Here is a 12,964-nt window from a genome sequence, read left to right as displayed (position 1 = left end):
TGCCAGGTACAAGGAATTCGTACCTGGCTTTTTTTATCTCTTCACGTATCGCTGTTACTTCACTCTTGTGTCTATTCAACGGTCTCTTCGACCTGTGTGGCGACTCTGTTTTCAAACGGAGGTTCTCTACCCAGCTCATGTTGGTAGAGCAGATCGATCGCCTGCTCGATGAGTGATGCCTGACTGTCTTCGAGATGAAGACCCAGTGCGGCCAATCGTTCGGCGTGGCGATTGCTGATCCAGCATTGCAGCCGGGTATGGGTCTCCTGCTTGCGTTTTACATGTTGGCGCTGCCGCTCGGCATTGTTTTGGGGCACCGCCTCTTGCTCTTCACGCACTGTCATTTCTTGGCTCATATGTCCTTGCGATATTACATTTCCGAGTTTGTTATCTCTCACCACATGCCATTATCCATTGGAAGATGCCCTTCCCCTTTGGGCTACTGGCTGCGCGACAAATATATCATTAGATCAACAGGATGTAATTTAACATAAATAATTCAGTGGCGCAGTTATATCAGAGCAAGCCATCAAGGGCATGATCGGAGAATTTGTGGGCGTCATCGAAGTACTCCTGCAGGGTTCGCATATCCTTGTGGCGCGTCACCTCGATGATCTTGTTCATCGGCTTGCCGGCTGTTACCGCCGAGGTGATAAATCCGCGCCGCAGGCTGTGGCCACTGACGTAAAGATCGTCGATGGTTTGGCCGGTTCGGCGCTTGATCATCAGATTGATGCCCTGGGGGCCGAGTGGTTCGGCCATCAGTTGACCCCAGCGGTTCATGCGCCGAAATAGCGGCCCCTCGCTGATCCGGCTTTTGCTCAGCCAGTTTTGCAGTGCCGACACAGGACAATAGTGCTTGCCCGGGATCAGGGCGATCTCGGTCTCATGGAGTTGATGCTTGCTAGGTTTGAGGCGAAGGCGGATCCCCTGCCCCATAAAATCGAGGTCGCTCACCTCAATTCGGGCCGCTTCCGAACGGCGCAAGGCGCCACTGAACATCAGCAGTAGCAGGGTGTGATCACGCAAACCCGCGAGGTCACTGGTGTCGATGCCATCGAGCACCTGGGTCAAAGGCTGCAGCGTCAGGGCACCGGTTTTGCGCTTGCGGTTATCCCCCAACCTGACAATACCGCGCATCATCTCCTTGATTTCGGGATGTTCGGTGGGCATGGGGTGAATTCCTTTCTGCTTGAAGGCATAACGGATCCCGGCAAGCCTGCGTACCAGAGTTGCCGGTTTACGCGGTTCACCATTACGCAGCTCTCCTCTCCCTTCTTCTTTATTGAGCCATACCCAGTCAGCCAGTACCCCGTCGGCCTGATCTGCCAGAAAGTTCATGATGTCGTGATGAGTGGTTTGTAGCGGATCCAACCCGTGCAATTGGCACCAGAAGACAAAAATACGGGTGTCCGCCTGATAGGCATTGAGGGTGGAATCCGCTTTTGCACTGCGCAAAAAGCGGCGTGCCCGACTATTTAGCTGTGCATCGAAAACAGTCTGTAGTGACTTATGAGCCGGATTGGACAAGGATGGATATGCCACAGAACTCTATGATTCATATGAAGTTTGAGAGGATCTTACAGGATCCTTCTCATACATCAAGTATCGATAATGAATATTATCGATACTTATAGCCTGATGTTTTTTTTTATACCCTTTGGCCTCATTTGATAAACGAAACATCGGAATATCATTCGACTCCAGTTTGTATGTATGAACAGGTTACATTGGCCGGAAAAAAGTGAGAGATAACGCAAGGCGGTGTTGATATTCAGGTGGGTAATCAGCTTGGTATTTGAAATATAAAAAGCCCCGAGCAACGGGGCTTCTGTGTTATTTTTTCGCCAGTTTGAATAGTTCAAAGAAATTCCGGCTAGTGGCTTCTGCCAATTCGTTAAGCGGAATATGACGTAGGTCAGCAATAAACTGCGCAACGTCTCGCACAAAGGCGGGTTCGTTCTCCCTCCCCCGATGCGGAACGGGAGCAAGATAGGGCGAGTCGGTCTCGACCAGCAATCGGTCGAGGGGCAGTGCCTTGACCACCTCTTGCAGGGCGGACGCATTTTTGAAGGTGGCGATCCCGGAGATGGAGATATAGAACCCCATCGCCATCGCCGCTTTTGCCATCTCGAGGGATTCGGTGAAGCAGTGCAGCACACCGCCAACCTGATCCGCGCCCTCTTCACGCATGATCTGCAAGGTATCTTGCTGGGCATCGCGAGTGTGGATGATCAGCGGCTTGTTCAGGGCGCGGGCAACCCGGATATGTTCGCGGAAAGAGGCTTGCTGCACCTCTTTGTTCTCGGGGGAGTAGAAGTAGTCGAGACCGGTCTCGCCGATGGCGATTACTCTCTCATCTGCCGCCTGGGTCAGCAACAGGGCGGCATCCACACCGGGTTCCTGATTGAGCGGGTGTACCCCGCAAGAGGCAAACACCTGGGGATAGGGGGCAATCGCCTCGAGCATGGTCGGAAATTGTGCCTGAGTGACACTGACACAGAGAAAATATCCCACATCCAGTTTCGCGGCCTTGGCCAGTACATCGGCCATGCTGGTCTGCTTGCTGCCATAGCTGAGGCGATCGAGATGACAGTGGGAATCAACGAGTAACATATAAAACCTTTCTGCTTGTCGGTACTTATAACCAGCGACTGAGCCAGTTCATCAAATGGATGGTGGGATTGGAGAGCTGCCCCGGCTGGCAAGCGGCCTTGAGGGCAACCAACTGCTGCTCCGCTTCGAGCAGTTTTTCGCTGGAGTGCTGCTCCGCCAGCCGCTGACTCAAGATTGCCAGATCCGGCATAGCCAGCTGATGGTGACCACATCCGGCCTGAGTTTTCAGGGCATCGCACAAGAAGAGCTGCAACCAGTGCAACCTGACCTGCGTCTCCTGACCCAGCTGGCTGCACAGTGCAGTCGCCTTGACCGGACTTTGACTCAGAGCGACAAACTGTTCCAGCAGTTCGCGGCGAGTACCGTCCTGTTGCTGCTCGATATAGTCGAGTACCCGCAGCGGGGCCCCCTGACAGATCCGCACCTGAGCCAACGTGGCCTGATGACCCTGCTCGGCCAGCCAGCGTACCGTTTCCCCTTCCGCAGGCAACTGACAGACATGTTTATGACAGCGACTGAGAATGGTGGGGAGCAGCCGCGAAACCTGGGAGGCAATCAGCAACAGCAAGCTGTCGCCGGCCGGCTCTTCCAGGGTTTTCAGCAAGGCGTTGGCCGCCGATTCGGTCATCCGCTCCGCATCAGGAATGATCACCACCTTGCCGCGGCCGAGCTGGGCAGAGCCCTGCAGCCGGGTGCAGATCTCGCGAATGGCTTCGACCCCGATGGTCTTGCTATCGCGTGTGATGGTGCCGAGATCCGGGTGGTTGCCCTTGTCAAACAGCTGGCAAGAGTGGCAGTGACCGCAGGGTTCTCCGCGATCAGGCTGCTGACAAAGGTGCAAGCGCGCCAACCGCTCGGCCAGTTGCTCCTTGCCAAGACCGGGATCGCCGAGCAGCAACCAGGCGTGGCCGAGACGACCTGACTGGGCCGTCAGGCTCAGGGCATGCCAGTCGGGGATCAGCCAGGGATACATAGCGGCTCGTTCGACAGATAGTGATCCAATGCACGCTCGATGGCTGTTTTGACCAGATCCGGCGTTTGCGCCGCATCGATCACCACAATGGAATCATCCTCGGCGGCCAGTTCGAGATAACGCGCTCGGGTACGCTCGAAGAAGCTCAGTTGCTCCAGTTCGATGCGATCCAGCTCGCCACGATGGCGAGCGCGCTGCAAGCCAAGGGCGGGATCGATATCGAGATAGAGGGTGAGATCCGGCTTGAAGTTGCCGAGCACTGCCTGCTTGATGGCACCGATGAGCTGGGCATCGATACCGCGACCACCGCCCTGATACGCCTGGGAGGAGAGATCGTGGCGATCTCCCACCACCCAGACACCATCGGCCAGCGCGGGCTTGATGCGGGTCTCCACCAGTTGTACCCGGGAGGCATACATCAGTAGCAGCTCGGCTTCGATGGTGAGACGCTCGTCGTGCACCTCTTTGACGATGGCACGCATCCGCTCGGCCAGCGGCGTACCACCCGGCTCGCGGGTGCACTCGATCCGGTCGATGCCGTGGTGTTGCAGATAGTCTGTGACGTAACGTACGGCAGAGCTCTTCCCTGCCCCTTCCAAACCTTCAATAACAATAAATTTAGACATCAGGATTTCTTCAATATGTATTCGCGAACCGCCCGATTGTGTTCATCGAGGGTCTTGGAGAAATAGTGGGCACCGCCCCCCTTGGCGACAAAGTAGAGATAGTCAGTCGATTTGGGGTTGAGCGCTGCTTCGATGGATGCCTTGCCCGGCATGGCGATAGGCGTGGGCGGCAGACCGTCGATCACATAGGTGTTGTAGGGATTCTTGTCGGTCAGATCACTGCGGCGAATGTTGCCATCGTAGCGATCCTTCACCCCGTAAATGACGGTTGGATCAGTCTGCAACTTCATGCCCAAACGCAGACGGTTGACGAATACGGAGGCGATCTGCGCCCTCTCGTCCGGCTGGCCGGTCTCTTTCTCGATAATAGAAGCCATGATCAACGCCTCATAGGGCGTTTTGTAAGGCAGGTTGGCCTGACGTTTCTCCCAGCTCTGCTGCAGGAAAGTCTCCATATCCTGATGGGCGCGGCGCAAGATCGAGAGATCGCTGGCATGGGTGGTATAAGCGTAAGTTTCCGGCAGGAACCACCCCTCCAGCTTGCCATTCTCGATGCCGAGTTCCTGTGCCAGATCGGCTTCGGATTGCTCAACGGTCAACCGCTCGAGATAAGGGGCGCTGGCGAGCTGCTTCTGCCAATCCTCGAAACGGGAGCCTTCAACGAAGGTGAGGCTGAAGTGAAACTCCTTGCCCGATGCGAACAGAGAGAGGGTCTCCTTGAGGGGGGCCCCTTCCTTGATCTCGTAGGTGCCCGATTTGATGGCCACCAGTTCGGGATGGCCGCGCAGCCAGAGCCGCACCGCCCACGGGCTAGTTTCTCCCTCCCCCAGTTCGGCGATCAGGCGCGCCGCATGGGCGCCTTTCTCCACCGTATAGAGTCGGGTCGGCCCCTTGTTGGTGAGCGTCTCCACCTGTTGCCATTTGTGATATACATAGCCCCCGGCGACGGCCACAGTCAGTGCCGCCCCCGCGAGCAGGGTGTAAAGCCGATTAAACTTCAATGACCAAACGCTCCTGTAAACGGCGACTCAATACCGCTGCGGGATAATGAATATCCTCGATGCCGTTGACCGGCACCACCCCCATCAGGGTATTGGTGAGCCACACCTCTTCCGCCTGCCATAGTGACTCCAGCGGAGCCTCTACCACACGCAACTCAATACTCATCTGTTTCAGCATCGCCATCACCTGGCGGCGCATGATGCCATCGACACCACCGCGGGCCAGATCCGGCGTAAACACCGTCTTGCCCCGACGCCAAAACAGATTGGCACTGACCCCTTCGGTCAGAAAACCGCGGCTGTTAAGCACTATCCCTTCGACTGCATCACGGCTGACAAGTTCGCTTTTCAGCAACACCTGCTCCAGACGATTCAAGGTTTTAAGCCCGGCCAGCATGGGCGCATCGCCGATCCGCTGGCGGCACACCACCATCTCAATACCCTGCTGTTGCCACTGGCCATAGTGGGTAGGAAATGGCGCCAGGCTGACAATGCGGGTCGAGTGCTGACATCCGCTGCCATCATAGCCCCTGCCACCCTCGCCGCGGGTCAGGATCACCTTGGCCACGCATTGTGGCTGGTTGGCCACCATCTCTTCAACCTCCTGGCTCAACAGATCCCAGTCAGGATCAGCCAATCCCAGCCGGTTGTTGGCCTGCTGCAGCCGTGCCAGATGGGCAGGCCACTGCAACACACGACCATCCCTGACCGCCATGGTGGTGAAATGACCGTCACCATAGGCCAGCCCCCGATCATGAGCCGAGATGGAATCAAGCTTCATTCCATTGATAAGCAAAGGGATCCCTCCGATAAAAAAGGCCCGATACCGGCAGTATCGGGCCTGTGTCTTTGCCCTGCGGCAAATTATACGCGTTTGAAGATCAGCGAGCCATTGGTGCCGCCAAATCCAAACGAGTTGGAGAGGGCGTACTCGAAGCTACCTGACTTGGCCACGTGGGGCACCAGATCCAGATCGCACTCTTCATCCGGGTTGTCCAGGTTGATGGTGGGCGGTGCCACCTGATCACGCAGGGCCAACACTGTGATGATCGCCTCGATGGCACCGGCGGCGCCCAGCAGGTGACCGGTCATGGACTTGGTGGAGCTGATCATCAGGGATTTGGCGTGCTCGCCAAACACCGACTTCATGCCACGCAGTTCGGCCACGTCACCCAGCGGGGTGGAGGTGCCGTGGGCGTTGATGTAACCAATCTGCTCGGGGGCAATACCGGCATCCTTGATGGCATTTTTCATGGCGCGGGCGCCACCGTTGCCATCAGCGGGAGGCGCAGTCATGTGGTAGGCGTCGCCACTCATGCCAAAACCGACCAGCTCGGCGTAAATCTTGGCGCCACGGGCCTTGGCATGTTCGTACTCTTCCAGCACCAGTACACCGGCACCGTCACCCAGCACAAAACCGTCGCGATCCTTGTCCCACGGACGGCTCGCCTTTTGCGGCTCGTCATTGCGGTTGGAGAGCGCCTTGGCCGCGGCAAAACCGCCCATCCCCATCGGGGTGGAGGCTTTCTCAGTACCGCCGGCCACCATCACGTCCGCATCACCGTAAGCGATCATCCGACCCGCCATGCCGATGGCATGGGTACCGGTGGTACAGGCGGTGGTCACGGCAATGTTCGGCCCTTGCAGACCTTTCATGATGGAGAGATGACCGGACACCATATTGATGATGGTGGACGGTACGAAGAAGGGGCTCAGCTTACGCGGACCACCGTTGATCAGGCTGCTGTGGTTCTGTTCAATCAGACCCAGACCGCCGATACCGGAGCCAATCGCCACGCCGACACGCTCGGCATTCTCTTCATTGACGGTCAGGCCGGAATCATCCAGCGCCTGGATCCCCGCCGCCACGCCGTACTGGATAAAGAGATCCATCTTGCGGGCTTCTTTGCGGTTGATGCCGTATTGCTCGGGATCGAAATCTTTGACCAGACCTGCGAAGCGGGTTGCGAACTCGCTGGCATCAAAGTGATCGATAAGGGAAATGCCGCTCTGCCCGTTGAGCAGTGCTTGCCAGCTGGATTCGGCAGTGTTACCCACCGGGGAAAGCATCCCCAAGCCGGTCACCACGACTCTGCGTTTTGACACTGAGGTAGTCTCCGAGAGGTGATTTGAAAGGAAACAAATACAAAAGAAGCGGCCCTTGGGCCGCTTCTTTCAGAACAGGAACTTATTCCTGATTAGCGGTGATGTAATCGATAGCCGCTTGAACAGTGGTGATCTTCTCGGCTTCTTCATCAGGAATTTCGGTATCGAATTCTTCTTCCAGCGCCATTACCAGTTCAACGGTATCCAAAGAGTCAGCGCCCAGGTCGTCGACGAAGGAGGCAGCGTTCTTGACGTCTTCTTCTTTAACACCCAGTTGTTCGATGATGATTTTCTTTACGCGTTCTTCGATGTTGCTCATGACCTGAATTTTCCTTTAAAAATACGCTATTTGCGTCTGGTTGGGGTAGTTTATTCAATTGACGTGAGTTTGCAAGTAGCTTGCCGCTGGTCAAACCACGAAATGTGCCAAACTTCGGCGTACTATCGCAAATTTGAACAGATCTCACGACAAATTGATTACACCATGTACATCCCGCCATTAACATGCAGGGTTTCGCCGGTGATATAGGCTGCTTCATCAGAAGCCAAGAATACCACAGCTGCGGCAATTTCTTTTGGATCACCCAAACGGGCGGCAGGCACCTGACTCATGATGCCGGCACGTTGATCGTCATTCAGGGCACGGGTCATGTCGGTTTCGATGAAACCGGGGGCAACCGCATTCACTGTGATACCACGGGATGCCACTTCCCGCGCCAACGATTTGGTAAAACCAACCAGACCCGCCTTGGCGGCAGCATAGTTGACCTGACCCGCATTGCCCATGGTGCCTACCACGGAACCAATGCTGATGATACGACCGTGACGTTTCTTCATCATGGCACGCAACACCGGTTTGCTCAGACGGTAGAGCGAGGTCAGATTGGTATCGATGATCTCGTTCCACTCATCATCTTTCATCCGCATCAACAGGTTGTCACGGGTGATCCCCGCGTTGTTGATCAGAATGTCGATGTCGCCAAAGCGCGCCTTGATGGCGGCAAAGACGGCTTCGATGGATTCCTGGCTGGTCACGTTCAGCGCCATGCCGCAACCCTGTTCACCCAGATAGGCGCTGATCGCCTCGGCACCGCTCTCGCTGGTCGCCGTACCAACCACTTTCGCGCCACGGGCCGCAAATGTTTCGGCAATCGCACGGCCGATGCCACGACTGGCACCTGTCACCAACACAACCTTATCGGTAAAACTCATCACTTGCTCCTGTTTACTTGATCTGGGCCAGCGCCTGCTCGAAAGAGGCGGCATCGTTGGCGTGAATACCTTCCACGCGCTTGTCGATGCGCTTGGCGAGCCCGGTCAACACTTTGCCCGGTCCCATCTCGATCTCGAGGGTAACGCCCTCATTGGCCATCCGCTCGACAGTCTCGGTCCAACGAACCGGGCTGAACAGCTGACGTACCAGCGCTTGCTTGATGGCGGCCGGATCCTGTTCACAGGATACGTCGACATTATTGATGACCGCGATGGTTGGAACCTTGATCTCGATCCCGTCCAGCGCAGCTGCCAGTTTTTCTGCAGCAGGTTTCATCAGCGCGCAGTGAGACGGCACGGAGACCGGCAGCGGCAATGCACGCTTGGCGCCCGACTCTTTCATCAGTACGTTGGCACGTTCAACGGCCTCTTTGTGACCGGCGATAACCACCTGGCCCGGGGAGTTGAAGTTGACCGGAGAGACCACCTGCCCTTGCGCTGCTTTTTCGCAGTTGGCGGCGATGGATTCGTTGTCCAGACCGATGATGGCAGCCATGGCGCCGGTGCCTTCCGGTACGGCTTCCTGCATGGCCAGGCCACGCAGCTCGACCAGTTTGATCGCATCTGCAAAATCGAGTGCGCCGCTGCAAACCAGCGCGGAGTACTCACCCAGGCTGTGGCCCGCCATCAGAGACGGCGTTGCCCCACCCTGCTGTTGCCACAGACGCCACAGGGCGACAGAGGCGGTCAGCAGCGCAGGCTGGGTGCGCCAGGTTTTGTTCAGATCTTCAACCGGACCATCCATCACCAGGGCAAACAGGTCATAACCCAGCACCTGGCTCGCCTCGGCGAAGGTCTCCTTGATCACGGCATGTTGTTCGGCCAGCTCGGCCAGCATGCCAACGGACTGGGAACCTTGTCCCGGGAAGGCAATGGCAAATTGGGTCATCATTGATTCCTTTTAGATAAGACAAAAATGAAATCGGTGACGGGATGATGGGCACACCATCCCGCCGAAGATCAGAGGCGAACCAGCGCCGAGCCCCAGGCAAAACCGCCGCCAAAGGCTTCCAGCAGTACCAGCTGACCCGGTTTGATCCGGCCATCCCGAACCCCTTCGTCGAAGGCAACCGGAACGGAAGCGGCTGAGGTATTGCCGTGCTTGTCGAGGGTCAGCACCACTTTATCGAGGCTCATGCCGAGCTTCTTGGCGGTGGCACTGATGATGCGGAAGTTGGCCTGATGAGGCACCAGCCAGTCCAGCTCGCTCGGTTCGATACCGGCAGCGGCCAACGTTTCGGTGACGATCTCGCTCAGACGGGTAACCGCCACCTTGAAGACATCGTTGCCCTTCATATACATGTAGGCTTCGAGCTCGGCACCCGGCATGCCGCGACGGGGGTGAGGCAGCTTGAGCAGCTCGCCATAACGGCCATCGGCATGGAGATGGGTAGAGAGGATGCCCGGCGTCTCGCTGGCACCGACAATCACAGCCCCAGCCCCGTCACCAAACAGGATGATGGTGCCGCGATCTTGCGGATCGCACATGCGGGAGAGCACATCGGCCCCGACGACCAGCACATGGCGGGCGGCGCCGGATTTGACGAACTGATCGGCAATGGAGAGTGCGTAGGTGAAACCGGCACAGGCCGCAGCCACGTCAAAGGCAGGAATGCCCGGTACGCCGAGCAACCCCTGCAGCTCGCAGGCAGCAGCCGGGAAGGCATTTTCAGCACTGGTGGTGGCCAGCACTATCATATCGAGATCGGCAGCGGTCAGACCGGCTGCTTCCAGGGCCCGCAGGGCGGCCTGGTAAGAGAGGGTGGCAACGGTTTCGTCAGCCCCGGCAATACGGCGCTCACGGATACCGGTGCGTTCCACAATCCACTCATCACTGGTCTCAACCATCTGCTCGAGATCGGCGTTGGTACGCACTGAACTCGGCAGGTAGCTGCCAGTACCCAGAATTTTGCTATGCATAGAGTTCTTATAGATCCCTGTCAGAGAAGACAGCTTCAAGGCGATCTGCTATTTGCAGTGGAAGTTGATGTTTGGCCTCTTGTGCGGCCAGCAGGATCGCATTACACAGGGCGCGCCGTTCGGCCCGCCCATGACTTTTTACCACAATGCCGCGCAATCCTAACAGACTTGCCCCGTTATACTGGTCGGGGTTCAGGTAAGAAAAACGCCGTTTGAACATAAATCCGGCGATCCGGCCAAGAAAACTGCGTTTCTTGCGGGGATATCCGGCCAGCTGGGCCATCATCCGCACTACCCCTTCTGCCGTCTTGAGGGCGACATTGCCGACAAAACCGTCACAGACAATCACGTCGCTGTCACCGCTGAATATGCGATCCCCTTCGACGAACCCGACATAATTGAGCGCGTGGCACTGGCGCAACAATTCGGCGCTGTGACGCACCAGATCGTTGCCCTTGATCTCCTCCTCGCCGATGTTGAGCAAGGCAACACGGGGTGACGCAATGCCTTCGACCTTTTCGGCCACGACGGAGCCCATCACGGCAAACTGCAGCAAGGTATCCGCATCGCAACTGACATTGGCGCCGAGATCCAGCATCACGGTGCGTTTGCCGCTCAAGGTCGGTAACGCCTTGATGAGGGCGGGTCTGTCTACCCCGGGCAGGGATTTGAGCACGCACTTGGCCATCGCCATCAGCGCGCCGGTATTGCCGGCACTGACGCAGGCATCGGCCTCACCGGCTTTCACCAGATTGAGCACCACCCGCATGGAGGAGTCTTTCAGAGTACGCAACGCCACGATCGGTTTATCGCCCATGCCAACCACCTGGGATGCATGTACGAAACGAACGCGGGGATGATTCAGCAAGCCATGTTGCTGCAGCAAAGAAGAGGTCTGGTGCTGGTCGCCGACCAGGATCAGTTTTAGCTGGGGTAAAAGAGACAGTGCCTGCACGGCGGCAGGCACTGTTTCCGAGGGGCCAATATCTCCCCCCATGATGTCTAGCGCGACAGTTTGCGTAGACAAAGGCAATCCTTAAGCGATTACCTTTTTACCGCGGTAGAAACCATCGGCAGTCACGTGGTGACGACGATGAATTTCGCCACTGGTCTGATCAACAGTCAGGGCAGCGGTGGTCAGCGCATCGTGGGAACGACGCATGCCACGCTTGGCACGGGTTTTACGGTTCTGTTGTACGGCCATTGTAGGCTAACTCCTAAATTCACTTACGTTTAAGCTCTTCAAGAACTGCAAAGGGATTCGGCCGCTCATCAGCAGGTTCGATTTCACCCCACGTCATCTCCATGTTTCCTCTCGGGCAGGCATCCATAGGATGCATTGCGACTTGAGGCAACGAGAGGATAAGTTCATCCTCTAGGATTTTATGAAGATCTATCTCGCCGTTTTCGTCCAACTCAATGGGCTCATAAGCTTCCGGCAGTTCTTCCTCGTTTGTTCTTTCGAACAGCGGAGTGTAGATAAATTCAGCTTCACAGAGGTGTTCGAATGTCTCTCCGCAACGTTGGCAAACCAGGTCAACCTTGGCATGGGCAGTGCCTTTCATAACGGTCAACTTCTGGACATCTTTGCCAAAGTGCAGTGATACATCGATATCACTCTGCAAGCCAGCGGTTGATTCCTCCAGCCTGGGCATCTGCGACTTTTCCACTATCCCGATGTAATCGAGCAGCTTCAAGGCACTACGGACTGGATCAACCTTAACGGGCAACTTCACCTTTTGCATAGGGCGCGAATAATATAGGTCCAACAACTGATAGTCAAAGGAAAAAGTCCTTACCGCCGATGATTTTAACGTCACAAGTCCCTAGAATGCCGGTACTCGCTTTCATCGGTATTCGGATTATGCCACAGAATCTTATCCTCGCCTCAACTTCTCGCTATCGCAAAGCCCTGCTGGAGAAGCTTGGCCTCCCCTTTGAATGTGCCTCGCCCGATGTGGATGAGCGCCCGCTGGCTGGCGAATCTGCCGACGCGCTGGTAGCCCGACTGGCCCGTGCCAAGGCTGATGCCATCGCCGGGCAACGTGATCACGGCTTGATCATCGGTTCTGATCAGGTGTGTGTTTGCGATGGTCGCATCCTCGGCAAACCTGGCACCATCGACAATGCCATCGCCCAGCTGATGGCAGCCCAGGGGCGCATCGTCACCTTCTATACCGGTCTGTGCGTAGTGAATGCCGCAACCGGGGAGGCTCATCAACTGGTGGAACCCTTCACCGTCCATTTTCGCAACCTCGATGAAGCCGCCGTGCGCCGCTATGTAGAAGCAGAATTGCCCCTCGATTGTGCCGGCAGCTTCAAATGTGAAGGGATGGGGATCGTGCTGTTCAAAGGGCTGGAGGGGCGTGACCCCAATGCCTTGATCGGTCTGCCACTGATCGGCCTGATCGAGCTGCTGGATCGCCACTGCATCGCCCTGCCCTGATGTT

16 protein-coding genes are annotated in these 12,964 nt (G+C 56.7%); 1 reads left to right on the top strand and 15 read right to left on the bottom strand.

Annotated features, from left to right (window positions below; genetic code table 11):
- Positions 1-71 precede the first annotated feature (71 nt).
- The 15 genes from OKC40_RS06925 to yceD all read right to left on the bottom strand — a co-directional run bounded on the left by OKC40_RS06925 (position 72) and on the right by yceD (position 12,259).
- Complete coding sequence (locus OKC40_RS06925) at positions 72-356, bottom strand: RepB family protein (RefSeq protein ID WP_100653771.1); 285 nt, start codon at positions 354-356, stop codon at positions 72-74.
- Positions 357-516: 160 nt separating this feature from the next.
- Complete coding sequence (locus tag OKC40_RS06920) at positions 517-1,458, bottom strand: tyrosine-type recombinase/integrase (RefSeq protein ID WP_270794599.1); 942 nt, start codon at positions 1,456-1,458, stop codon at positions 517-519.
- A gap of 378 nt (positions 1,459-1,836) precedes the next feature.
- On the bottom strand, positions 1,837-2,616 hold the full coding sequence (locus OKC40_RS06915) for a TatD family hydrolase (RefSeq protein ID WP_270794598.1): 780 nt from the start codon (positions 2,614-2,616) through the stop codon (positions 1,837-1,839).
- A gap of 25 nt (positions 2,617-2,641) precedes the next feature.
- A complete protein-coding gene (gene holB, locus OKC40_RS06910; protein WP_270794597.1) occupies positions 2,642-3,589 on the bottom strand; it encodes a DNA polymerase III subunit delta' in 948 nt (315 codons plus the stop codon).
- Positions 3,574-4,215: a dTMP kinase gene (gene tmk, locus OKC40_RS06905; RefSeq protein WP_270794595.1), complete on the bottom strand. Its 642-nt coding sequence runs from the start codon at positions 4,213-4,215 to the stop codon at positions 3,574-3,576. Before tmk ends, holB begins: the two co-directional genes overlap by 16 nt.
- Positions 4,215-5,216 (bottom strand): endolytic transglycosylase MltG, encoded by a 1,002-nt coding sequence (mltG, locus tag OKC40_RS06900; RefSeq protein WP_042062905.1) that lies wholly within the window; start codon positions 5,214-5,216, stop codon positions 4,215-4,217. The genes tmk and mltG overlap by 1 nt, the downstream gene beginning before the upstream one ends.
- Entirely contained in the window at positions 5,206-6,012 is an 807-nt protein-coding gene (pabC, locus tag OKC40_RS06895) for an aminodeoxychorismate lyase (protein ID WP_270794594.1), read from the bottom strand. Before pabC ends, mltG begins: the two co-directional genes overlap by 11 nt.
- A gap of 68 nt (positions 6,013-6,080) precedes the next feature.
- The gene (gene fabF / locus OKC40_RS06890; protein ID WP_270794592.1) at positions 6,081-7,322 is read right to left on the bottom strand and encodes a beta-ketoacyl-ACP synthase II; all 1,242 of its coding nucleotides are present in this window, start codon (positions 7,320-7,322) and stop codon (positions 6,081-6,083) included.
- Positions 7,323-7,404: 82 nt separating this feature from the next.
- Positions 7,405-7,641 (bottom strand): acyl carrier protein, encoded by a 237-nt coding sequence (gene acpP / locus OKC40_RS06885; protein WP_005300909.1) that lies wholly within the window; start codon positions 7,639-7,641, stop codon positions 7,405-7,407.
- Positions 7,642-7,799: 158 nt separating this feature from the next.
- Entirely contained in the window at positions 7,800-8,534 is a 735-nt protein-coding gene (gene fabG, locus OKC40_RS06880; protein WP_005345545.1) for a 3-oxoacyl-ACP reductase FabG, read from the bottom strand.
- Between the two features lie 13 nt (positions 8,535-8,547).
- Positions 8,548-9,483 (bottom strand): ACP S-malonyltransferase, encoded by a 936-nt coding sequence (gene fabD / locus OKC40_RS06875; RefSeq protein WP_270794627.1) that lies wholly within the window; start codon positions 9,481-9,483, stop codon positions 8,548-8,550.
- A gap of 71 nt (positions 9,484-9,554) precedes the next feature.
- Positions 9,555-10,514 carry a beta-ketoacyl-ACP synthase III gene (locus OKC40_RS06870; RefSeq protein ID WP_042655782.1) on the bottom strand — a complete coding sequence of 320 codons (960 nt, stop codon included), beginning with the start codon at positions 10,512-10,514 and terminating at the stop codon, positions 9,555-9,557.
- Positions 10,515-10,521: 7 nt separating this feature from the next.
- Positions 10,522-11,541 carry a phosphate acyltransferase PlsX gene (plsX, locus tag OKC40_RS06865; protein WP_042062911.1) on the bottom strand — a complete coding sequence of 340 codons (1,020 nt, stop codon included), beginning with the start codon at positions 11,539-11,541 and terminating at the stop codon, positions 10,522-10,524.
- Between the two features lie 9 nt (positions 11,542-11,550).
- Positions 11,551-11,718 carry a 50S ribosomal protein L32 gene (rpmF, locus tag OKC40_RS06860; protein WP_005300935.1) on the bottom strand — a complete coding sequence of 56 codons (168 nt, stop codon included), beginning with the start codon at positions 11,716-11,718 and terminating at the stop codon, positions 11,551-11,553.
- 19 nt (positions 11,719-11,737) lie between these two features.
- A complete protein-coding gene (gene yceD, locus OKC40_RS06855; RefSeq protein ID WP_042655813.1) occupies positions 11,738-12,259 on the bottom strand; it encodes a 23S rRNA accumulation protein YceD in 522 nt (173 codons plus the stop codon).
- Positions 12,260-12,378: 119 nt separating this feature from the next.
- Here yceD and OKC40_RS06850 point away from each other — a divergent pair, with 119 nt between their 5' ends.
- Entirely contained in the window at positions 12,379-12,960 is a 582-nt protein-coding gene (locus tag OKC40_RS06850; protein WP_270794590.1) for a Maf family protein, read from the top strand.
- Positions 12,961-12,964: the final 4 nt, after the last annotated feature.

The organism is Aeromonas sp. QDB11, from assembly GCF_027705265.1.
Taxonomy (GTDB): domain Bacteria; phylum Pseudomonadota; class Gammaproteobacteria; order Enterobacterales; family Aeromonadaceae; genus Aeromonas; species Aeromonas allosaccharophila.
The sequence above is the reverse complement of the archived record's forward strand: the minus strand, read 5'-3'. Positions and strand labels throughout refer to the sequence as shown.

Excerpts from the sequence above, each read along its gene's own strand:
- OKC40_RS06925 (WP_100653771.1), bottom strand. The coding sequence starts at position 356 with ATGAGCCAAGAAATGACAGTGCGTGAAGAGCAAGAGGCGGTGCCCCAA.
- OKC40_RS06915 (WP_270794598.1), bottom strand. The coding sequence starts at position 2,616 with ATGTTACTCGTTGATTCCCACTGTCATCTCGATCGCCTCAGCTATGGC.
- holB (WP_270794597.1), bottom strand. The coding sequence starts at position 3,589 with ATGTATCCCTGGCTGATCCCCGACTGGCATGCCCTGAGCCTGACGGCC.
- tmk (WP_270794595.1), bottom strand. The coding sequence starts at position 4,215 with ATGTCTAAATTTATTGTTATTGAAGGTTTGGAAGGGGCAGGGAAGAGC.
- acpP (WP_005300909.1), bottom strand. The coding sequence starts at position 7,641 with ATGAGCAACATCGAAGAACGCGTAAAGAAAATCATCATCGAACAACTG.
- fabG (WP_005345545.1), bottom strand. The coding sequence starts at position 8,534 with ATGAGTTTTACCGATAAGGTTGTGTTGGTGACAGGTGCCAGTCGTGGC.
- fabD (WP_270794627.1), bottom strand. The coding sequence starts at position 9,483 with ATGACCCAATTTGCCATTGCCTTCCCGGGACAAGGTTCCCAGTCCGTT.
- OKC40_RS06870 (WP_042655782.1), bottom strand. The coding sequence starts at position 10,514 with ATGCATAGCAAAATTCTGGGTACTGGCAGCTACCTGCCGAGTTCAGTG.
- rpmF (WP_005300935.1), bottom strand. The coding sequence starts at position 11,718 with ATGGCCGTACAACAGAACCGTAAAACCCGTGCCAAGCGTGGCATGCGT.
- yceD (WP_042655813.1), bottom strand. The coding sequence starts at position 12,259 with ATGCAAAAGGTGAAGTTGCCCGTTAAGGTTGATCCAGTCCGTAGTGCC.
- OKC40_RS06850 (WP_270794590.1), top strand. The coding sequence starts at position 12,379 with ATGCCACAGAATCTTATCCTCGCCTCAACTTCTCGCTATCGCAAAGCC.